17 protein-coding genes are annotated in these 21573 nt (G+C 43.5%); 13 read left to right on the forward strand and 4 right to left on the reverse strand.

What is annotated here, in order from left to right:
• Window positions 1-211: 211 nt before the first annotated feature.
• The 6 genes from PSI22_RS09700 to dld all read left to right on the forward strand — a co-directional run bounded on the left by PSI22_RS09700 (window position 212) and on the right by dld (window position 9309).
• Window positions 212-1312 (forward strand): ABC transporter substrate-binding protein, encoded by a 1101-nt coding sequence (locus PSI22_RS09700; RefSeq protein WP_273579562.1) that lies wholly within the window; start codon window positions 212-214, stop codon window positions 1310-1312.
• 20 nt (window positions 1313-1332) lie between these two features.
• The gene (locus PSI22_RS09705; protein ID WP_273579563.1) at window positions 1333-2418 is read left to right on the forward strand and encodes a FecCD family ABC transporter permease; all 1086 of its coding nucleotides are present in this window, start codon (window positions 1333-1335) and stop codon (window positions 2416-2418) included.
• Complete coding sequence (locus PSI22_RS09710; protein ID WP_273579564.1) at window positions 2415-3203, forward strand: ABC transporter ATP-binding protein; 789 nt, start codon at window positions 2415-2417, stop codon at window positions 3201-3203. The genes PSI22_RS09705 and PSI22_RS09710 overlap by 4 nt, the downstream gene beginning before the upstream one ends.
• 152 nt (window positions 3204-3355) lie before the next feature.
• Window positions 3356-5329 carry a ligand-gated channel protein gene (locus PSI22_RS09715; protein WP_273579565.1) on the forward strand — a complete coding sequence of 658 codons (1974 nt, stop codon included), beginning with the start codon at window positions 3356-3358 and terminating at the stop codon, window positions 5327-5329.
• Window positions 5330-5987: 658 nt separating this feature from the next.
• The gene (locus PSI22_RS09720) at window positions 5988-7370 is read left to right on the forward strand and encodes an APC family permease (RefSeq protein ID WP_273579566.1); all 1383 of its coding nucleotides are present in this window, start codon (window positions 5988-5990) and stop codon (window positions 7368-7370) included.
• Window positions 7371-7554: 184 nt separating this feature from the next.
• Window positions 7555-9309 carry a D-lactate dehydrogenase gene (gene dld, locus PSI22_RS09725; protein ID WP_273579567.1) on the forward strand — a complete coding sequence of 585 codons (1755 nt, stop codon included), beginning with the start codon at window positions 7555-7557 and terminating at the stop codon, window positions 9307-9309.
• Window positions 9310-9402: 93 nt separating this feature from the next.
• On the opposite strand, the gene sbcB is transcribed toward dld, so the two are convergent.
• Entirely contained in the window at window positions 9403-10830 is a 1428-nt protein-coding gene (gene sbcB, locus PSI22_RS09730) for an exodeoxyribonuclease I (RefSeq protein ID WP_273579568.1), read from the reverse strand.
• Between the two features lie 467 nt (window positions 10831-11297).
• Between sbcB and tmaR the strand changes: the two genes are divergently transcribed.
• Complete coding sequence (gene tmaR / locus PSI22_RS09735) at window positions 11298-11618, forward strand: PTS system regulator TmaR (RefSeq protein WP_012989266.1); 321 nt, start codon at window positions 11298-11300, stop codon at window positions 11616-11618.
• A gap of 40 nt (window positions 11619-11658) precedes the next feature.
• On the opposite strand, the gene PSI22_RS09740 is transcribed toward tmaR, so the two are convergent.
• Together PSI22_RS09740 and rne are read right to left on the reverse strand one after the other, a co-directional pair.
• Entirely contained in the window at window positions 11659-12285 is a 627-nt protein-coding gene (locus PSI22_RS09740) for an SDR family oxidoreductase (protein WP_273579569.1), read from the reverse strand.
• Window positions 12286-12466: 181 nt separating this feature from the next.
• Window positions 12467-15643 (reverse strand): ribonuclease E, encoded by a 3177-nt coding sequence (rne, locus tag PSI22_RS09745; RefSeq protein ID WP_273579570.1) that lies wholly within the window; start codon window positions 15641-15643, stop codon window positions 12467-12469.
• 557 nt (window positions 15644-16200) lie between these two features.
• Here rne and rluC point away from each other — a divergent pair.
• A complete protein-coding gene (gene rluC / locus PSI22_RS09750) occupies window positions 16201-17157 on the forward strand; it encodes a 23S rRNA pseudouridine(955/2504/2580) synthase RluC (protein ID WP_273579571.1) in 957 nt (318 codons plus the stop codon).
• Here rluC and PSI22_RS09755 read toward each other — a convergent pair.
• A complete protein-coding gene (locus PSI22_RS09755; RefSeq protein WP_273579572.1) occupies window positions 17151-17744 on the reverse strand; it encodes a Maf family protein in 594 nt (197 codons plus the stop codon). The two genes, rluC and PSI22_RS09755, sit on opposite strands and share 7 nt — an antisense overlap.
• A gap of 145 nt (window positions 17745-17889) precedes the next feature.
• On the opposite strand from PSI22_RS09755, the gene yceD reads away from it, so the two are divergent.
• The 5 genes from yceD to fabD are packed head-to-tail and all read left to right on the forward strand — an operon-like array spanning window position 17890 to window position 21571.
• A complete protein-coding gene (yceD, locus tag PSI22_RS09760; RefSeq protein WP_273579573.1) occupies window positions 17890-18414 on the forward strand; it encodes a 23S rRNA accumulation protein YceD in 525 nt (174 codons plus the stop codon).
• 12 nt (window positions 18415-18426) lie between these two features.
• Window positions 18427-18597: a 50S ribosomal protein L32 gene (gene rpmF / locus PSI22_RS09765; RefSeq protein WP_004247080.1), complete on the forward strand. Its 171-nt coding sequence runs from the start codon at window positions 18427-18429 to the stop codon at window positions 18595-18597.
• Window positions 18598-18625: 28 nt separating this feature from the next.
• Window positions 18626-19663, forward strand: a complete 1038-nt coding sequence (gene plsX, locus PSI22_RS09770) for a phosphate acyltransferase PlsX (RefSeq protein ID WP_071826299.1) — start codon at window positions 18626-18628, stop codon at window positions 19661-19663.
• A gap of 6 nt (window positions 19664-19669) precedes the next feature.
• Window positions 19670-20623: a beta-ketoacyl-ACP synthase III gene (locus PSI22_RS09775; protein ID WP_273579574.1), complete on the forward strand. Its 954-nt coding sequence runs from the start codon at window positions 19670-19672 to the stop codon at window positions 20621-20623.
• Window positions 20624-20641: 18 nt separating this feature from the next.
• Window positions 20642-21571 (forward strand): ACP S-malonyltransferase, encoded by a 930-nt coding sequence (gene fabD, locus PSI22_RS09780; RefSeq protein WP_273579575.1) that lies wholly within the window; start codon window positions 20642-20644, stop codon window positions 21569-21571.
• Window positions 21572-21573 lie beyond the last annotated feature (2 nt).

Here is a 21573-nt window from a genome sequence, read left to right on the forward strand (position 1 = left end):
TTTATATATTACAAAAAACCGCCTCTTCTGTGATGAAATTGGCGGTTTTTATTTCTCATGGTATTACGGGAAGAATATAGTCAGTAAATTGTGGAGATCCTGAGTTAATCGCATTGATAAGTATTCTTATTTGCTTTATTGTTAGCGCCATAATTGTCGTATGAAGAGGCTAACTAAAGTGAAGTTTGTATTTCGAGCAGTCGTGAAGGGTATGAGTATCAGTCTACTGGCAAGCTCCGCTATGATGGTGAGTTTTGCATCTTGGGCTGAAACAGTCACGGATGTTGCTGGGCGTACTGTTGAGGTGCCTGAAAAAGTCAATCGTATTTTGTTGGGAGAAGGGCGTCTATTCCATTCCCTTGCACTATTGGAAGGAGACAAACCTTTAGCGCGTATCGTTGGCTGGCAAGGTGATTTTCGTAAACTGGACCCACAAACTTACTCTATTTATAAAGCTAAATTCCCTGAAATTGATAATATTCCCCTGATAGGTAACACCAGCGCTGACAGTGTCAGTTCTGAAAAAGTTCTGACGCTCAATCCAGATGTCGCTATTTTCGGCTTGTCTGGGCATGGGCCAGGAAAAAACAGTGAGCTGGTTAAGCAGTTGGAAAAAGCAGGTATTCCTGTTGTTTTTGTCGATTTCCGCAACGACCCTTTGAAAAACACATTACCGAGCATTCGCATGCTGGGTAAAATGCTGCATCGTGAAGAGCAAGCTAACGCTTACGCTGATTTTTATGAAAAGAATCAAAAATTAGTCACTGATATCACTGACCGCATAGCGGAAGCTCAGAAACCTTCAGTCTTTATTGAGTTGAGAGCAGGTTCCAGTGAAGATTGCTGTGGTACGGCAGGTAATGGCAACATGGGGAATTTCATTGACTTGGCTGGAGGCAAAAACATTGCCAAAGATGTATTGCCATCACCATTGGGAGTGATGAATCTGGAAAAAGTAATTGCCGCAGATCCTTATATTTATATTGCAAGTGGTGCTCAGGATCCGGGTGAGAAAGGTGAAGGCGTTCAAATGGGTGCCAAAACTTCTGCGGATATTGCCCGCGCTGGGCTGAAAACTATCACTGCACGTAAAGGTATCAACACCTTGACTGCAGTGAAAGAAGGACGTAGCTACAGTATTTGGCATCATTATTACAACTCACCTTATAACGTTGTGGTGACTCAGGTCTTTGCTAAATGGTTCTACCCTGAAAAATTTGCTGATCTAGATCCACAGCAAACATTGAAAGAGCTTCATAATAAATTCTTGGCTGTTGAACCAGCAGGCACGTATTGGGTCAGTGAGAAGTAAGCAGTAAACGGGTAATAAAAATGAGCATCACTACCGAACCTATGCCAATGGTGAAACAACAATTGAGTGAGTGCGATGTAAAAGCACGCTATCGTCATATTTTGCATCGACGTATTGCATTGATATTTTTCATTATTTTGGTGATTGGTGCCTCTTTGGTACTGGATTTTACAATGGGGCCATCAGGGTTATCACTGCAAGCCCTTTGGCAGACACTAGTTTCGCCGGAAAGTGTTGATGCAGGAACGCGGGTGATCGTTTGGGACATTCGATTACCCTATGCCTTGATGGCGGTAGTCATCGGCCTGTCGCTTGGATTGGCAGGTGCTGAAATGCAGACCATCTTGAATAACCCACTGGCCAGTCCATTTACCTTGGGTGTTTCCAATGCTGCCTCATTTGGTGCGGCATTGGCCATAGTGCTTGGCATTGGTATCCCAGGAATACCGGATCAATGGCTTATCTCTGCAAACGCCTTTATCTTCGCCTTACTGGCTGCCTTGATGCTTGATGGCATTACACGCTGGACAAGAGTGGCAACGTCTGGCGTTGTGTTGTTTGGCATTGCGATGGTGTTTACCTTCGAAGCGCTGGTTTCTATGATGCAGTTTATCGCTACAGAAGACACTTTACAGGGTCTGGTTTTTTGGACGATGGGTAGCCTTGCAAGGGCTACATGGGAAAAGCTCGGCATTATGTTGCTGGTATTTCTCATGATTATGCCTATCTCAATGATGAACTCTTGGAAGCTGACAGCATTGCGCTTAGGTGAAGATCGTGCAGCCAGTTTTGGTATCAACATCAGCCGTCTTCGTCTGGGAACATTGCTGCGCATCAGTATCCTAACCGCACTGGCGGTAGCGTTTGTCGGGCCGATTGCGTTTATCGGGCTGATCGCCCCTCATATTGCCAGAATGATGTTTGGTGAGGATCACCGTTTCTACTTACCTGCGAGCGCATTGATTGGTGCATTAGTGTTGTCGATGGCGTCTATTGCATCCAAAAACCTGATCCCCGGAATTATCATACCGGTGGGCATCGTCACATCGCTGATTGGTGTTCCGTTCTTCCTGAGCATTATTTTACGCCATAAGGGAAGTATATGAATCAGGGACTGAAAATCAACCGACTCACGGCCGGGTATGCTAAACATCCGGTGATTGAAAATCTGGATGTTAAGTCATTGCTTCGTGGTCAAATCACGGTATTGCTGGGGCCTAATGGCAGTGGAAAGTCCACACTTCTTCGTTCATTGGCGGGGCTTAATAAAGCTAGAGGTGAACTGTTGCTCAATGGGCAGGATTTGATGCAGATGAATTTCGCTCAACGCGCTCAGGGTGTAGTTTACCTGCCTCAGTCGTTGCCGGAGGGGGTTCATCTCCATGTACTGGAATCCGTGATTGTTGCCCAGCGAGCATCAGGTGGTGTAAGCAGCAAACAATGTGAGAATGAAGTCATGGAACTGTTACGTCAGCTTGGTATTGAACATTTAGCGCTCAGCTATTTGGATCAATTATCAGGTGGACAGAAGCAGTTAGTGGGATTGGCTCAATCATTAATCAGGAAGCCGACACTGTTATTATTGGATGAGCCATTAAGTGCGCTGGATTTAAATTACCAGTACCACGTCATGGATTTAGTAGCACGTGAAACTCGTCGCCGTAATATTATTACGATTATTGTTGTTCACGATATTAATATTGCATTGCGTCATGGTGACCATGTATTAATGCTGAAAAAAGGTGAGTTAATTGCCGAAGGCACACCTGAGCAGGTAATTACATCAGATAGTCTGGCACAGGTTTATGGTGTAAAAGGCCGCATTGAACATTGTTCTCAGGGCGTGCCTCAGGTATTAATTGATGGTTTAGTGACGGAATTGGCTAATTAGAGTAATAAAGACAAATAGATAGTTTTATTAAAACTAAAGCTTAATAAATATAACACTGACAGGGATAAATAATTATCCCTGTACTTTGAGCGTATATCGATTATCCATATTAATTATTAAATAATTTTATTCTGCCTTTTGGAGAACTGGGAATGGCTGTTTTTGTAAAAAGAAAAATCGTATTGGGAATTATTGCCGCTATTTCATCCGGCACAGTCTTGGCTGCCAATAATGGTGAAGACAAAATTGTTGTAACTACAGCAGCAGGTTTCCAGCAAAAGATTGAAGATGCACCCGCTTCTATTTCGGTAGTTAGTCGTGAACAGTTAGAAACGAAATCTTATCGTGATGTCACGGATGCACTGAAAGATGTACCAGGGGTAGTTGTGACTGGTGGTGGTAGTGGTAGTGATATCAGTATTCGTGGTATGGCTTCAAAATATACTATGATTCTGATTGATGGTAAACGTGTTGATACTCGCAGCACCCGCCCAAATAGTGATGGTTCTGGTATCGAACAGGGATGGTTGCCACCATTAGCATCAATTGAACGTATCGAAGTCGTGCGTGGGCCGATGTCCTCTCTTTATGGTTCTGATGCTATGGGCGGCGTAATCAATATTATTACCCGTAAGGTACAGAAAGAGTGGCATACCAGCCTGCGTGCAGATACTACTCTGACTGAACGTAAAAATTCAGGTAATAGCTACCAGACCAGTGCTTATGCTGCGGGGCCATTAATTGATGGTCTGTTAGGATTGAAAGTCAATGGTCTGTTTTCTCATCGCAATGAAGACAAGTTTCTTGGTGGCTTTAGAGAGCAGGAAATGCGTAATGGTGCAGCAACTTTCTCTCTGACACCTGATGAACAGAATACTTTCGAATTTGAGGCTGGGCGTTATGAGCAGGATCGAGACTCAACCATCGGTAAAACTCGCGATTGTCAGCCAAAATCTTGTAAAGATGACATAAGCCGCTATAAACGTAATAACTATTCGATTACCCATAATGGCGTTTATGACTTCGGTACAATGACTTCTTATGTTCAGAGGGATGAATCGCGTAACCCTGAGCGTGAAATGAAATATAACGATACGTTATTTAATAACCAAACTACGTTTATATTAGATGATCATACGTTAAGTGTAGGAGGTCAGTATCGCTATGAAGATTTACGAGATGCTGGTAATAAATTAGATTCAGCAAAAGATGTCAGTAAATTAACTCGTTGGAGTTGGGCATTGTTTGCGGAAGATGAATGGCAAATGACCAATGATTTTGCTCTGACGGGTGGTGTTCGATTAAATAAAGACGAAAACTTTGGGGCACACTGGACGCCTCGTCTGTATGGTGTATGGCATGCAGATGAACAGTGGACGATTAAAGGTGGTGTTTCTACTGGTTATCGTTCCCCTGAATTACGACAGGTTGCCCCTAATTGGGGACAGGCAACGGGTGGTAGCTCCCTTAATGGAATGATTAAAGGGAATTCGGAGCTCAAGCCAGAGAAAAGCGTCAGTGAAGAGATTAGTGTTATCTGGAATAACCAAGATAACTTTAACGTTGGTGTAACTGTCTTTAATACAGATTTTAAAGACAAGATCACTGAAGTTGGAGAGTGTAATAAGGATACTGGTAATCCGTGTAAATCAGAAGGTGATGTCACTTATGACTTTATCAACAAGCGTACAAACTTGGATAAAGCGAACATCCGTGGTATAGAAGCCACCATGAGCTGGGATATCGTAGAAAACGTGTCCTTGGCTGCAAACTATACTTATACCGAGTCGGAGCAGAAAAGCGGTAAGTATAAAGGTCAGTCATTGAATAAAATGCCAAAACATATGGCTAACTCTACCTTGAACTGGCAGGCATTACCAGAAATGGATACGTGGGCTCGCATTAATTTCAGAAGTAAATCAACAAATTATGTATATCGCTCTGGTGTGAAGAATGGTACACCATCTTACACTTTCATTGATTTGGGGATGACGTATAACTTGACGAAGAATTTGCGCGTATTGGGTGGTATCTACAACGTCTTTGACAAGCGTGTTACTGAGAAAACTCATGATGCTGTTCTAGATGGCCGCCGCTATAACATCGGTATTAATTATGATTTTTAATTAATACTTCGGTTTTTTATTAGTATTAGTCATTTAAATTAATATTTAAACGTAATATTAAATCAACCTTTCATCAGTTTTATGATGAAAGGTTGATCTTTTTGTGGTCACAATTAAATAGCAAGTAGTTTCCCTTTGTGCTAAAAATTTATTAAACGCCAAACAAGGGATATGATAGCGTTAAGTTTCTGCACAGGTTCGGTGAAAGCCTATTTCATTAGGCTTTCCGGTATTGTAAAAAATAATGAATTTTTAGTGTGATAGCTCTTGCTATTTCTAGGCGTGAAATGCAAAATGCGTGCACTAAAAAATAGCTGGTGTGTAAATATGCACCAGTTATTTTTTTGCTTTGAGTTATTTTTCACAACACCAAGAGGCCGGATTTTGTTCCGGATCGATACTGACCATAAGCGGCCATTATAAGAACGGGCTGCTGTACTGAGGAACGCAAACATGGAGCAATTATTCACTTTTGCACTCGTGCCAATTGGCGCTTGCTGCTGCAACGATGATTATGGGGCATGGTCCTCCGTCAGTTCGCTGTCTTCTAATAACTCTTCTTTCTTTTCTGTCTATAGACAGATGCGAAGTCTACCCACTAACTATCGATTAAGTAGTTGTATTAGGACCCAAATCGAAGTTATGGGAGATTTCGCTCATGTCGCATAATACTACTCTCACACTTGACACTAACCAAACCAGTGCAAGCAATCGTGTTCAACTAAGAAGAACACTGACCCTGTTTCAGGTGGTCATGATGGGGCTTGCCTACATGCAGCCAATGACTATCTTTGACACCTTCGGCATTGTTTCTGGATTGACCAGCGGACACGTTGCGACATCTTATGCTCTCGCGCTGATCGCCATTTTATTTACAGCATTGAGTTATGGGAAACTGGTAAAACGCTTTCCATCAGCAGGATCTGCCTATACTTACGTACAAAAATCAATAAATCCCCATCTTGGGTTTATGGTAGGTTGGTCATCATTGCTGGATTATCTGCTTATGCCGATGATCAATATTCTGCTGGCGAAAATTTATCTTCAGGCTCTTTTCCCAGGCATTGACCCATGGATTTTCGTGGTTACGTTGACAACACTGATGACGATTTTCAACCTGAGCGGCATTAATGTAGTCGCGAATCTCAATGGTGTTATTGTGATTGTTCAGGTTGTCGTTATGTTGGTACTCGTCGGTTTCTTGGTTCATGGTGTCTACAATGGAGAAGGAGTTGGAACATTATTGAGTATTCAACCGTTCACATCAGATGAAGCGAAGTTGATTCCAATGATCACTGGCGCGACGATACTCTGCTTCTCATTCCTCGGGTTTGACGGTATCAGTTCTCTGTCAGAAGAAACACCTAATGCTGGAAAGGTGATCCCTAAGGCGATCTTCATGACTGCATTAATCGGTGGGGCCATCTTTATTACAGTATCTTATTTCTTACAGCTTTATTTCCCTGATATTTCTCGGTTTAAAGACCCAGACGCCTCTCAGCCAGAAATTATGCTGTATGTTGCTGGCGCGCTGTTCCAGTACATTATTCTTATGTTCTCTTGTGTTACGGTAGTGGCTTCAGGGATGGCAGCACATGCAGGTGTATCCCGTCTGCTCTATGTGATGGGGCGTGATGGTGTACTGCCTGAAAAAGTATTTGCTTATATTCACCCAAAATGGCGTACCCCATCAATTAATGTCATATTGGTTGGGATTGTTGCTCTGTCAGCGGGTTGGCTGGATTTGGTAACAGCAACCGCATTGATCAACTTCGGGGCGTTAGTCGCATTTACTTTTGTTAATCTGTCAGTGATTTCGCAGTTCTACATTCGTGAAAAGCGTAACAGCACACTGAAAGATACGATTCACTTTTTGCTCCTGCCAGTTCTTGGGGCTGCGACAGTGGGGGTATTGTGGATGAATCTGGAGTCAAGTTCGATGAAGTTAGGTCTAATTTGGGGAGGAATCGGTATTATTTATATGTTCTTCCTGACCCGCAGTTTCCGTCAGCCAATGCCACAATTCACTGAATCAGTGTAAGCTTTATTCGTATATTTCTTTATAAAACAGCACTTTCGGGTGCTGTTTTTAATTGAAATAAAAAAAAGAATATCAATGGCATAAAAACCACCAAAAGGCGTCATATAATAAATATCAACTGTGCCATGCGTGATTTCATTAAGAGCCTATATATCTAGCGCTAAGTAAAGGTAAGAAAACCATTATGAATGATGCTAAAAGTCCTCAAAACCAGCAACTCATTACAATTCTCACTAATATTGTTGGATCTTCTCATATTCTCACTGAACCTCGAAAAACAGAACGTTATCGCAAAGGTTTTCGCTCTGGACAGGGAAATGCCCTTGCTGTTGTATTTCCAGCTTCATTATTAGAGCAATGGAAAGTGTTCAAAGCCTGTGTTTTAGCCGACAAAATTATTTTAATGCAGGCAGCTAATACCGGATTGACGGAAGGTTCCACACCCAACGGTGATGATTATGACCGCGATATTGTTATTATCAGTACACTGCGGATGGATAAAATACAGGTTCTTAAATCAGTCAATCAGGTCATTGCATTTCCTGGCAGTACATTGTGGCACCTGGAAAAGGTCTTGAAACCGTTAGGTCGTGAGCCTCATTCTGTTATTGGCTCTTCCTGCATTGGTGCGTCAGTTGTTGGGGGGATCTGCAATAACTCTGGCGGCTCTTTGGTCCAGCGTGGCCCAGCTTATACAGAAATGGCACTGTATGGCCGTGTGAATGAGAAGGGGCAAGCTGAACTGATTAATCATTTGGGTATATCGTTAGGGGATACGCCAGAAGATATTCTGACTTGCCTGGAAGAACAGCGTTACCGAGCTGAGGATATTCAGTTGGATGACCGAGTTGCTTCTGATCATGAGTATGAGCAGCGTGTTCGAGATATCAATGCAGATACCCCATCACGTTTTAATGCCGATGAGCGTCGGTTGTTTGAAGCCTCTGGTTGTGCAGGTAAATTAGTTATTTTTGCTGTCCGTTTGGATACTTTTCCCGCACAGTCTTCTTCTCAAGTTTTCTATATCGGTACCAACCAACCTGAAGTATTGACAGAATTACGCCGACATATATTAGCTAATTTCCAGCATTTACCGATTGCTGGCGAATATATGCATCGGGATATTTTTGATATCGCTGAAGGGTATGGTAAAGACACTTTTATCATGATTGATAAACTCGGTACGGATAAAATGCCAATGTTTTTCAGCCTGAAAGGGCGTATAGATGCCATGTTTAGCAAAATTCCTTTTTTGCCATCACACCTGACAGATCGCGTAATACAGGGCTTGAGCCATTTATTACCTTCACATTTGCCCGCACGTTTGAAAGAGTACCGAAATCGCTTTGAACATCACTTGATGTTAAAAATGTCTGGTGAAGGCATAAAAGAAGCTAGTGAATGGCTGGAAAGCTACTTTAAACAGGCCGAGGGAGAATTTTTCGTCTGTACGCCAGAAGAGGGCGCAAAGGCATTTTTACATCGTTTTGCTGCGGCGGGAGCGGCTATTCGGTATCAAGCTGTTCATAGCAATGAAGTTGAGGATATTTTGGCATTGGATATTGCCCTGCGCCGCAATGACCATGAATGGTTTGAGCATCTACCGCCAGAAATTGATGAAGCATTGGTACATCGTCTGTATTACGGACACTTTATGTGCCACGTATTCCATCAGGATTACATTGTTAAAAAAGGCACAGATGTTCATGCACTGAAAGTAAAAATGTTGGAGATCCTGAACCAGCGAGGAGCAGAATATCCTGCTGAACATAACGTTGGCCATTTATATCAAGCTAAACAGCAGCTTAAACAGTTCTATCAGATGACTGATCCCACTAATACTTTGAATCCGGGTGTTGGCAAAACCTCCAAGCTGAAAAATTGGGGAAGAGAGGATGGAAAGTGTGATTGTCAGCTTTCCGGCCATCGACATGGTTAAACCATAATCATGCTGGAGTGAGGATAAAAAAAGACAAAACAGAGCATCTTGTCTTTTTCTTTTTCCAAAATAAGCCAGTATGATGCGGGGCCGTTAGCCAGCCAGCTGAACTGCATAATCAACCAGCGCTTTTAACTGGCGGCACTTTTCTTCATCAGATTGATATTCAATAAATAGCTGTTCAATGGTCGCAAGATATTGGCTGATACTTTCCTGTGTCAATATCTCCCGACGATGATATAGCCAGCGCTGTTGTTCATCATAATCTAGCGTTGCCGGATAGTTTCTGGCGCGGTAACGGAACAGGAGTGTTTTAATACGTGGATCCTGAAATGTTAAATCCAGTGCAGGTAAGTTTTTGGGTGCGGTTTCACGGATAATTTCCATCGCAGTTTTATCGGCATCACTGAAAAAACCGCTATACAGCTTGGCATCGACATTATCGGACTCAGGGAATTCCTCTGGTTGAGAAAATAGCTCAACCACTTTTTCCCTGATTTGCGGGTTACTGCGCAATATAGCCAGATTTTTTGCACATTGATCGCGATTCAATCCCACTCGCTCCGCATCTTCTGTCCGTAGCGTATTTTCAGGAGCAATAATCGGACATTTATTGATATGCACTAATTTAATGGGTACTGGAGCTTGGCCCGTCTGTAGCTCATTACGTCGGGTATACAAGCGTTCGCGCAATTCGTCTGCGCTGAGTTCTAGTAGCGGGGAAATATCACCAGCCAAATCACACATGATGATCGCATTGCGGTTTGTCGGGTGCCATGCCAAAGGGGCAATAAGGCTGATATTGCTGCGCAGAGTTCCGAACATCCCTGATACATGAACCAGCGGCTTCATTTGCAGAATATCAATCTGGTTACTGACCTTCTGTTTGTTTCTTAATTGGAAGAAATAATCAAACAAGCGAGGTTGGGCTTTTCTTACCCGTTTTGCCATCGCAATAGTGGCATAAACATCGGACATGGCGTCATGGGCCTGAGTGTGTTCAACTCCGTTGGCTTTCGTCAGGTTTTCTAGCTTAAAACTGGGCAGACCATCCTCATTTTCTGGCCAGATAATACCCTCTGGACGCAGAGCATAGCAGGCACGTAATACATCGAGTAGATCCCAGCGGGAGTTGCCTTTTTGCCAGCTATAAGCATAAGGATCGTAAAAATTGCGATAAAAGATATTTCGGCTGACTTCATCATCAAAACGAATATTGTTATACCCGATAATACAGGTATTGGGTTTACTGAACGCTTCATGGATCTGGCGGGTAAATTCGGCCTCATTGACCCCTTTTTTTAATGCTAACTGTGGTGTAATCCCCGTGATCATCACAGCTTCAGGATCAGGCAGGTAATCGTCAGCAGGCGAACAGTACACCACCAAAGGCTCTTCGATGATATTAAAATCACTGTCGGTGCGAATTCCCGCAAACTGGGCTGGGCGATCTAAGGCAGGGTGCTTGCCGAAGGTTTCATAATCATGAAAATAGAAAGTGGGGTTTTTATCGTTACTCAAGGCAATTCTGCATCCGTTGGTTATTGGTTTAATTAATTTAATTTCAATGTATTATCTTATTTTTGTGTATTGGTCATGTTGATATAAGTTTTATTGCAGGGTTTAGTTTATGACAAGTTATGTACTAAATCTTTGGTTTCTACGAGGCTAAACGATGCAAAAAGATATGGTAAACCATATCTTGGACAATCTGAACTCTCTAATGATATAGGGTGAAAATCGTTGATTATCATTTCGCATGTTTCTAATGTGGAGAAAAGTCTCTTTTCGGATAGGCACTGAAACCTATCATGGCAGCGGAGACTCTTGGTCATCAGATGCTGGGACGATGAAAATGATTGATTAAGGAATATACTTAAAGTTTATCATGTCAATAAATTGTCGAAACTGACTTGTCTATTCGTTACCTGAAATTGTATTGTGTAGTCAGCATAAAAATTATCGGTCTGATTAAAAAAGGTGTAAAAATGGACAACGCAAATAAACCAACATTCCATAATGTACTGGAATTTGTGCGTATATTTCGCCGCAAGAATAAATTACAGCGCGAAATAGTAGACAACGAGAAGAAAGTTCGAGATAACCAAAAGCGTGTATTATTGCTGGATAACCTGAGCGATTACATTAAACCGGGAATGTCAGTTGAAGATATTCAAGGAATTATCGCTCATATGCGCAGTGATTATGAAGAACGTGTTGATGAATATATCATCAAAAATGCGGAGTTGTCTAAAGAGCGTCGTGAGCTGTCTAAAAAACTTAAGGCAATGGATGGCGGAGTAAAATAAAATTTTGTTGTAACCACGCCCAAAGGGCGTGGTTATTTTGTCAGCCCCAGTGAGGTTTTAACTCTGGATCGACTAAAGCGTAAATCTGGTAATAAGTTTCCTCATCTTCAGCCATCAGTGCCAATTGTTGTGCTACATCTTCTCGGCTCACCATACCGTGAACTTCACCTTGATAGCGTTGGCAATGTCCAGTACCTGATTTATCAGTGAGTCCACCGGGACGAATGATCGTAAAATCCAATTTGCTGGTTTGCAGGTAACTTTCTGCCAGCGATTTATGTCTGACTGATTGCCCAAATAATGATTTGGCACGTGGTGACAACGTTTTCCAACTGTCTCCACATCCGATGGATGTAACCAGTAGCATGCGTGAAACTTCAGCTTGTTCCAATGCATCTATGATGGTCATATTACCATGGTGATCAGCGTCTCCGCCGCCAATGGTTGAGAAAACAATAGGGTTTTCTCCGGCCTGAGCAATGGCTTTTCCGATACTCTTTTTGTCACAGGCATCGCCATGTATCACATTAGCGCCCATTGTACTCAGTTCTACGGCTTGCTGTACATTACGAATTAATGCCGTAACGGGGCGGTTTTGTTGCAGTGCTATAGTGGCTAAATGGCGTCCAACGCCTCTGCCAGCACCAAAAATTAGCCAAGATTTCATAGCTGGAATGTTCTCCATAAAAATCAACCACTCTAAATGATAATGATAACTATCTAAGTTTATTGAAATCAGAGAGTGATTGAAATGAGATAGGCAGGTTTTTTATAGAATGAATGATAAAAAAATGGCTCCATAAAGAGGAGCCATTTTTGATTTTTTTGAAAATCACAACATCCAATTATTATTCAAATGATTGTGGTTTTGACATCGCAGATGTTGCGACATTTGTTGCAGAGTGTCCACCCGCGCCGCCTTTTCCTCTGAATGGATAAGCAGGGCGTTGCCATTCGCTGACAATGACAGGCTGTGCTACTAAGTCTGGTGCTGGTGCCTTTTTCATTGGGGAAGAAGCGTGATGATTTTTTTCCACGATAATCGGAGATTCAGCAATTTTTGTCTCTTCCGCTTTAACTTCCTCTGCCTTAGAGCATATTTCCGTTGCGACAGTTGGCTGTTCTTCATGCTGTTCCTGTTCAGCGATAGACGTCACAATGATTGGTTCTGCTATGTGACGTGTTTCTTCCGTGTCATGTAAGGCTTCAGGCTGATGTTTAGTTTCATGGTTGACGACGGGTTCCAGGTTTTCCGGTGCCGAGACTTCAGATTTCTCTAGCATGGGCTCTACGGATGCCACAAGCGGATAACCATTGGTTGCAAGCTTAACATCGTCATGAGTGGCTGCATTTTGCTCGGTAACCTGAGTATCAGCAACAGTTGAAACTGACACTGATCTAGCAACAGCAGGTATCGGCATGACACTCCCTTGCTGATCTGACGCTGTTTCTTCCACAGCAGATATTTCTGGTTCAGCAGGCTTTGTCACAGGTGTAACAGGGTAACGCACCCAAACTTTACCTGATGCCAGCTCTGGAGACGCAACTGCCATTGCCAGTGGAACAGGTGATTGAGTCAGGTTACGCTCATCACGATAACGACGACGACGCTGACCGCTGACACGTAAATGGCGTGGTGAACGGCGAGAGCGGCGAGGCATGATGTTGTCTTGCTGCTCATTATTTTGCGTGATTGAGCCTTGTGGTATTGAAGGCTGATTAGCCGCTTCTACATTCGTATCGATAATGGCTGGTACAGAAACTTTTTTCTCTTCTTCTGTAATCGCCGGAATGACCACCTTTGTTACAACCGGTAAAGAGACAACAACAGCTTCTTCTTTCACGTTATCTGTGATACGAATTTTTTGTTCAAGCTGGCGACGCTGACGACGAGGCATTACAGGTTGATGCTCCTCGACTTCCTCTTCTGTAATTTCAGGTCTACTCGTCTGTTGAGCCTTGGTTTCCAGTTGCTGCTGACGTTTTTCTTCTTGACGACGGCGCTGGCGTTCCGCCCGTTGTTCACGGCGCTGTTGCTGCTGTGCTTCACGAGCTTCATTATCTATATCTACATTTACCGCAATATTATCCGGCGCGTTGTTTTTCTGCTGAACATTGCGACCCTTACGCTGTTCATCGCCGCGCTCACGGTTATTGCGAGTGTCATTCTCGTTACGCTCACGTCTTTGATTCTGGCGACGTGAATTGCGGCGTTCTGGGGAACGTCGGTTATCGTTACTAGAAGATTTATTGCTCTTTTCCTGCGCCTGTTTTTCTTCTTCACCACTTTCACCACTGAACATTTTTTTCAGGGCGCAGAGGAAGCGACTGAACAGACCTGGTTGTTCAGTTTGCAGATTATTGCTCACTGCTACTTTTTTCTCTTTTGTTTTTGCTGCCACAGGGGCGGTAGTTTCTGCAGGCAGATCAAAAGTTGAAATAGCAGGTTGCTCAGGACGCTTGCGTTCATGTTGTCCATCATCCTGAGCATTCGTCATTTCTGCTTCATGTATTTGTGGAAGCAGATAACTCAGGGTAGAAATTTCTTCACCTTTACGAACACGTAAAACAGAGAAATGCGGAGTTTGCATCTGATCGTTTGGTACGATAACAACACCTACATCACCTTGGCGATGTTCAATGGCGCTGACCGCCTTACGTTTTTCATTCAGCAGGTAGGACGCAATCTGAACGGGAACAATCGCATGAACCTGATGTGTATTCTCTTTCAGTGCTTCTTCTTCGATCAGGCGAAGAATCGACAGAGAAAGTGATTCGTTGTCACGAATGGTTCCTGTACCGCTACAGCGAGGGCAGACGTGGTGACTGGATTCACCCAGAGATGGGCTTAAACGCTGGCGTGACATTTCCAGCAGGCCAAAGCGGGAAATGCGGCCAATCTGAATACGGGCACGGTCTTGACGTACTGCATCACGTAAACGGTTTTCAACCTCACGCTGGTGGCGTACAGGTGTCATATCAATGAAATCGATAACGATAAGACCACCGAGGTCACGCAGGCGCAATTGACGTGCAATTTCATCCGCAGCTTCCAGATTGGTGTTAAAGGCTGTTTCCTCAATATCTCCCCCACGGGTTGCCCGGGATGAGTTGATATCGATTGCGGTCAGAGCTTCAGTTGTATCAATGACTACTGAACCACCAGAAGGCAGCCGAACTTCACGCTGGAAAGCTGATTCAATCTGTGATTCTATCTGATAATGACTGAACAGGGGAACTTCACCACTGTACAGTTTGATTTTGCTGGCGAAATCAGGGCGTCCAAGCGCAGTGATATGCTGGCGTGCCAAATCGAGAATTTTAGGATTATCGATCAGAATTTCCCCGATATCCGGGCGTAGGTAATCACGGAAGGCGCGTACGATAACATTACTTTCCTGATGGATCAGGAACGGAGCTGGGTGATTATCTGCGGCTTTCTTGATAGCTTCCCAGTGTTTCAGACGGAAATTCAGGTCTCCCTGCAAAGCTTCGGCGGATTTGCCTACTCCGGCAGTACGAACGATAAGCCCCATACCTTCGGGTAATTCAAGAGAGGAGAGCGCTTCTTTTAATTCGATACGGTCATCACCTTCGATACGGCGAGAAATACCACCTGCTCTGGGGTTATTTGGCATCAGAACTAAATAGCTACCAGCCAGACTAATAAAGGTTGTTAAGGCTGCACCTTTATTGCCTCGTTCTTCTTTATCAACCTGGACGATGACTTCCTGACCTTCTTTAAGGATATCCTTAATGTTAGGTCGGCCATGAGCATGATAATTACTGGGGAAATATTCGCGAGCAATTTCTTTAATGGGCAGGAAACCATGACGTTCCGCACCATAATCGACAAAAGCAGCTTCCAGACTAGGTTCAATCCGTGTAATTTTACCTTTATAGATATTTGCTTTTTTCTGCTCGTGTCCAGGACTTTCAATATCCAAATCATAAAGACGTTGCCCATCAACAAGGGCGACACGCAACTCTTCCTGTTGAGTTGCGTTGATTAGCATTCTTTTCATTCTAACTTACTCATTATTTTTTACATTGGTATAGAGCTGCGAGCAAAAAGAGATGCACTACTGGTAACCGATGGCCTCGTGTCTTTTACAAAGCCGCCAGCCTCACGGCTATCGTTTGTATAGAGGCGCCTATATTTGTCGGCGAGTCTGAATTTCATTTAAATACAGCACTCTTTATTGGGATACTGTAATAAATCGGTACAGATTTCACCCAATCCAGTAAGCTGCAACTCGCAGCCCATAAATTGTTTGATTAAACATTACGTCTTATGCCATTGCTGCGTTTTTGTTCGATCAAACAGATAACAAACAATTTCAATCTTGCCATTCATAGTTTAGTAAACTGTGGCCAGAAAGCATTATTCCATTGCTATTGGGGTGATAGCAAGGTGACTTTATCGCTTTAGCAGTTTTTTATCAGGAAATAGTGATAAGTTGTTAATCTTTGGTCTTTATCCTAAGACATTAGAAACAATGAGAAATGAAACTATGGATGTTATTTATACATATTTAAAAATGAGTGGCGCTCTGGTTGACGGATAATTAAAATCTTGCTTATGAAAACAAATAATCCAATTGTACAGTTTGTCACTATTGATGACGATGAAGCCGGTCAGCGAATTGACAACTTTTTGCTGGCGCGCTTAAAAGGTGTGCCTAAGAGTATGATCTATCGGATCTTGCGCAAAGGTGAAGTTCGAGTTAACAAAGGAAGAATCAAGCCTGAGTATAAATTAGCAGCGGCTGATGTTGTCCGTATCCCACCAGTCAGGGTAGCGGAAAAACAGCAGCCACCTGTATCTGCCAAGCTGGGCAAAGTAGCAGTTCTGGCAGAATGCATCCTTTATGAAGATGACCACATACTAGTCATTAATAAACCATCAGGTACCGCGGTGCATGGTGGAAGCGGATTGAGTTTCGGTGTAATCGAAGGGCTTCGTGCATTACGTCCCGAAGCGCGTTTCCTCGAACTGGTGCATCGTCTCGACCGTGATACATCGGGTGTTCTGCTGATTGCGAAGAAGCGTTCTGCATTGCGTGCACTGCATGAACAGTTGCGTTTAAAACAGATGCAGAAAGATTATTTTGCGCTGGTACGAGGGCAGTGGCAGTCACATTGCAAAGTGGTGCAGGCACCTTTATTGAAAAATATCCTGCAAAGTGGTGAGCGGGTAGTGAAAGTCAGCGGCGATGGTAAACCATCGGAAACACGTTTTAAAGTTGAAGAGCGGTATGAGTTTGCAACCTTGGTGCGCGCAAGCCCAGTAACGGGACGTACGCACCAGATCCGTGTGCATACCTTACATGCTGGTCATCCTATTGCATTTGACGACCGCTATGGTGATAGGGCGTTTGATGCACAACTGACAGAAACAGGGCTTAACCGATTGTTTCTGCATGCCAGTTCATTAAAGTTTACTCATCCATCCACGGGAGAAACTCTGCGTTTCGAAGCTCAAATGGATGATGAGTTACGGCAATGTTTAACAATATTACGACAAAATAATTATTGATAACACACCGTCAGTGGGTTTATCCCCTGACGAATGAGCATTTCTGTCAGAGTAATCAATGGCAAACCGATTAGGGTGTTGGGATCTCTGCCATCGAGTTTTTTAAATAACGTAATTCCCAAACCTTCACTTTTAAAGCTACCTGCACAATTAAATGGCTGTTCTTTGTTTAGGTAGCTGATAATTTCGGGTTCTGTCAGATCTCTGAAATAGACATGAAATAATTCACAGCGGGTATCAGTGTTTCCTGTTTTGCTGTTAAATAGCGTAATTCCAGTATAAAAAGTGACACACTGCCCACTGGCTTTTTTGAGTTGTGCGAAAGCGTTCTCAAAATTGTGTGGTTTACCTGTAATTTTTCCACTTAAAACGCAAACCTGATCTGAACCTATAATCAGATGGCTGGAATAACTCGGTTGTAATGCGGTAGCTTTTGCCTGTGACAGGCGCATCACCAGTTGTGTGGGGCTTTCATTCTCTTGTGGGCTTTCGTCAATATTGGGACCAGCACAGACAAAAGGTAACCCCATTTTTTCCAACAACAGACGGCGATATATCGATGTTGATGATAAAACAATCGGAAGCATCATTTTTTCCATAAAATACGTAGAGAAATATTCTCAGACATTTTAAACTATACCCCGCTTAATAAGCGAATTTTTGGCGGAAAGGTGCAGATGTGTGGCCTTTTTCTTTGACTATGTTCCATTACAAAGATAATATGCGCGCCTTATGCAGAAGGTAAAATTACCCCTGACCATTGATGCGCTTCGTGCAGCTCAGAAAAGCTTAGACTACGAAGGTAGTTATTCTGCTGAACAAGCTTCTCGTCTCGCAGAGTCTGTGGTCAGTGTGGATGGTGATATAAATAGCTCATTATCATTTCAAATTGATAATCTGCGTCTGGCAGTTGTAAAAGGGCATTCCGATGTGGATGTTACACTTGCCTGTCAGCGTTGTGGCAGTAATTTCAGTCATCATGTTCACACAACGTATTGTTTTAGCCCGGTCGTCAATGATGAGCGGGCCGAGGCATTACCGGAAGAGTATGAGCCAATTAACATTAATGAATTTGGCGAAATAGATTTGCTGGCAATGATTGAAGATGAAATAATTCTTTCTCTGCCGGTAGTCCCGGTACATGATTCTGAACACTGTGAAGTGTCCGACGCGGAAATGGTATTTGGTGTACTGCCTCCTGAAGCAGAAAAACCAAACCCATTTGCCGCATTAGCCAGTTTAAAGAAAAGTACTTAAGGAGTAAGGTCAATGGCCGTACAACAGAATAAACCAACTCGTTCTAAACGTGGTATGCGTCGTTCTCATGACGCACTGACTGCAACACATGTCTCTGTAGACAAGACTTCTGGTGAAACTCACCTGCGTCACCACGTGACTGCTGACGGCTACTACCGTGGCCGCAAGGTAATCAACAAGTAATTCAGCTAACTATTAGCAAGTTGATATCTTGGCTAATCTAACCTTAGCGTTAGATGCTATGGGCGGGGATTTTGGTCCTCGCGTTACGGTGCCTGCTGCATTGCAGGCACTGGCATCTAATCCGCAATTAAAATTATTGTTGGTCGGAGATCCCGAAACCATCTCCCCTTTGCTTGCAAATAAAAATGCTGAGCAGCTTAGTCGTTTGCAAATTATTCCTGCGGAACACGTTGTTTCCAACGATGCAAAACCTTCTCAGGCGATCCGTTCCAGTCATGGTACTTCGATGCGTATTGCACTAAATTTAGTTAAAACTGGTGAAGCGCAGGCATGTGTCAGTGCAGGAAATACAGGCGTATTGATGGGACTGGCCAAATTGATGCTGAAATCCATTGAGGGTATTGAGCGGCCTGCATTGATGACAATGATCCCTAATTTAAAACAGCAGAAAACTGTTATATTAGATTTGGGAGCTAATATTAATTGTAATAGTCGTATGTTAGTCCAGTTTGCCATTATGGGAGCAGTAATGGCAGAAGATGTTGCAGGTGTGAAAAATCCGCGTGTGGCATTACTCAATATCGGAGAGGAAGAATCCAAAGGGCTGGATAATATCCGCGAAGCTGCTATGACCTTACAGAATACCTCAGCAATCAATTACATAGGTTATGTAGAAGGGAATGAGTTACTGACGGGGAAAACCGATGTACTCGTGTGTGACGGCTTCGCAGGTAATGTTACGCTGAAGACGATGGAAGGTGCGATCAGGGTGATTTTATCTTTGGTAAAATCACCGGATGGTCAGAAGAAAAAATCATCGTGGTTGAGGAAAGTATTCAAGAAGTGGTTGTTAAAACAGATATTAAAACGCTTCGGCCACCTAAACCCTGACCAGTATAACGGCGCAACACTATTAGGATTGCGTGGTATCGTCATAAAAAGTCATGGTGCCGCGAATGAACGTGCGTTCAAGGCTGCTATAGATCAAGCAGTTCAGACCGTACAGAATCAGGTTCCTGATAGAATCGCTGTCCGGCTGGATGCAGTATTACCCAAGAGTGAATAAGCATAAATGTATACAAAAATCTTAGGTACAGGCAGTTATTTGCCTCCGCAGGTGCGTACTAACGCAGATTTAGAAAAAATGGTGGATACGACTGACGAGTGGATTGTTACTCGTACAGGCATTCGTGAGCGTCGTATTGCGGCTGAGGGTGAAACCGTTGCCACCATGGGATTCAAAGCAGCCGAAAAAGCTATTGAAATGGCTGGCATCGATAAAACACAAATCGATTTGATTGTTGTAGCAACAACAACTTCATCCCATGCGTTTCCGAGTACGGCTTGCCAGATTCAGAATTCATTAGGCATTCGAGGTATCGCCGCCTTTGATGTTGCGGCAGCTTGTGCTGGATTTACTTATGCGTTAAGCATTGTCGATAAATTTATCAAGGCTGGCGAGGTTAAACATGCCCTGGTTATTGGGGCAGATATTATCTCAAGAGTTGTCGACCCTGAAGATCGCAGTACAGTTGTCCTCTTTGGTGATGCAGCAGGCGCAATGATAGTAGGGGCTTCAGAAGAGCCGGGTATACTGTCAACCCACTTGCATGCTGATGGCCGCTATGGCGATTTACTGTCATTACCTAATCAGGATCGATCGAAATGGGATTCACCTGAATACGTTACGATGGCTGGCAATGAAGTATTTAAAGTTGCTGTCCGTGAGTTGACCAGTATTGTTGATGAAACACTGGAAGTAAACAATTTGGATCATTCTCAGCTTGACTGGCTAGTGCCACATCAAGCGAATTTACGTATCATTTCGGCGGCTGCCAAGAAATTGGACATGACGATGGATAAAGTGGTTGTAACACTGGATCGTCATGGCAATACTTCAGCAGCATCTGTTCCGACGGCATTTGATGAAGCGGTACGTGATGGAAGAATTCAACGCGGCCAGCTTGTCTTAATTGAAGCATTTGGCGGTGGCTTTACCTGGGGCTCAGCGCTAGTACGTTTTTAATTTAACAGGAAAATAAACATGTCTGATTTTGCAATGGTGTTTCCCGGTCAAGGTTCTCAGTCACTTGGTATGTTGGCTGATTTAGCCACAGAATTTCCGCTGGTGGAACAGACTTTCGCAGAGGCTTCTGCGGTCTTGGGATACGATTTATGGGCATTAGTTCAGCAGGGGACAGCAGAAGAGCTGAATAAAACGTGGAAAACCCAACCTGCATTGCTCGCAGCTTCAGTTGCTATCTGGCGTATATGGCAGCAAAAGGGAGGCAAGCAGCCTTCCATGATGGCTGGCCATAGCCTTGGCGAATACTCGGCGCTGGTTTGTTCTGGTGTGATTGAATTCCAGCAGGCGATCAGGCTTGTCGAATTACGCGGGAAATTGATGCAGGAAGCTGTATCAGAAGGGCAAGGGGCGATGTACGCCATTATCGGATTGGATAATGAATCCATTGCAAAGGCATGTGAAGAGTCCGCACAGGGTCAGGTTGTTTCACCTGTGAATTTTAATTCGCCTGGACAAGTCGTTATTGCGGGTGAGAAAGAGGCTGTAGAGCGTGCCGGTGCTGCTTGTAAGGCGGCTGGCGCAAAACGTGCTCTGCCTTTGGCTGTCAGCGTTCCTTCACATTGTGCACTCATGAAGTCGGCAGCCGATCAGTTAGCTGCTGCATTGCAATCAATTGTGTTTAATCAGCCACAGTTCCCTGTTGTCAATAATGTGGATGTCAAAGTAGAAGAATCTGCTGATGCGATTCGCGACGCACTGGTTCGTCAGTTGTATAATCCTGTACGCTGGACAGAATCCGTTGAATATATAGCGGCACAAGGTACTGAACAACTGTTGGAAATGGGGCCAGGTAAGGTATTAACTGGTTTAACGAAACGGATTGTTGATACTTTAAATGCTGTAGCAGTAAATGATGTATCATCACTCACAGTTGCTCTGAATAAATGACT

It is taken from the genome of Xenorhabdus aichiensis (assembly GCF_028598775.1).
Classification (GTDB): domain Bacteria; phylum Pseudomonadota; class Gammaproteobacteria; order Enterobacterales; family Enterobacteriaceae; genus Xenorhabdus; species Xenorhabdus bovienii.

Excerpts from the sequence above, each read along its gene's own strand:
- PSI22_RS09700 (WP_273579562.1), top strand. The coding sequence starts at position 212 with ATGAGTATCAGTCTACTGGCAAGCTCCGCTATGATGGTGAGTTTTGCA.
- PSI22_RS09710 (WP_273579564.1), top strand. The coding sequence starts at position 2,415 with ATGAATCAGGGACTGAAAATCAACCGACTCACGGCCGGGTATGCTAAA.
- PSI22_RS09705 (WP_273579563.1), top strand. The coding sequence starts at position 1,333 with ATGAGCATCACTACCGAACCTATGCCAATGGTGAAACAACAATTGAGT.
- fabD (WP_273579575.1), top strand. The coding sequence starts at position 20,642 with ATGTCTGATTTTGCAATGGTGTTTCCCGGTCAAGGTTCTCAGTCACTT.
- yceD (WP_273579573.1), top strand. The coding sequence starts at position 17,890 with ATGCAGAAGGTAAAATTACCCCTGACCATTGATGCGCTTCGTGCAGCT.
- tmaR (WP_012989266.1), top strand. The coding sequence starts at position 11,298 with ATGGACAACGCAAATAAACCAACATTCCATAATGTACTGGAATTTGTG.
- PSI22_RS09720 (WP_273579566.1), top strand. The coding sequence starts at position 5,988 with ATGTCGCATAATACTACTCTCACACTTGACACTAACCAAACCAGTGCA.
- rpmF (WP_004247080.1), top strand. The coding sequence starts at position 18,427 with ATGGCCGTACAACAGAATAAACCAACTCGTTCTAAACGTGGTATGCGT.
- rluC (WP_273579571.1), top strand. The coding sequence starts at position 16,201 with ATGAAAACAAATAATCCAATTGTACAGTTTGTCACTATTGATGACGAT.
- PSI22_RS09775 (WP_273579574.1), top strand. The coding sequence starts at position 19,670 with ATGTATACAAAAATCTTAGGTACAGGCAGTTATTTGCCTCCGCAGGTG.
- PSI22_RS09740 (WP_273579569.1), bottom strand. The coding sequence starts at position 12,285 with ATGAAATCTTGGCTAATTTTTGGTGCTGGCAGAGGCGTTGGACGCCAT.
- rne (WP_273579570.1), bottom strand. The coding sequence starts at position 15,643 with ATGAAAAGAATGCTAATCAACGCAACTCAACAGGAAGAGTTGCGTGTC.
- dld (WP_273579567.1), top strand. The coding sequence starts at position 7,555 with ATGAATGATGCTAAAAGTCCTCAAAACCAGCAACTCATTACAATTCTC.
- PSI22_RS09755 (WP_273579572.1), bottom strand. The coding sequence starts at position 17,744 with ATGCTTCCGATTGTTTTATCATCAACATCGATATATCGCCGTCTGTTG.
- PSI22_RS09715 (WP_273579565.1), top strand. The coding sequence starts at position 3,356 with ATGGCTGTTTTTGTAAAAAGAAAAATCGTATTGGGAATTATTGCCGCT.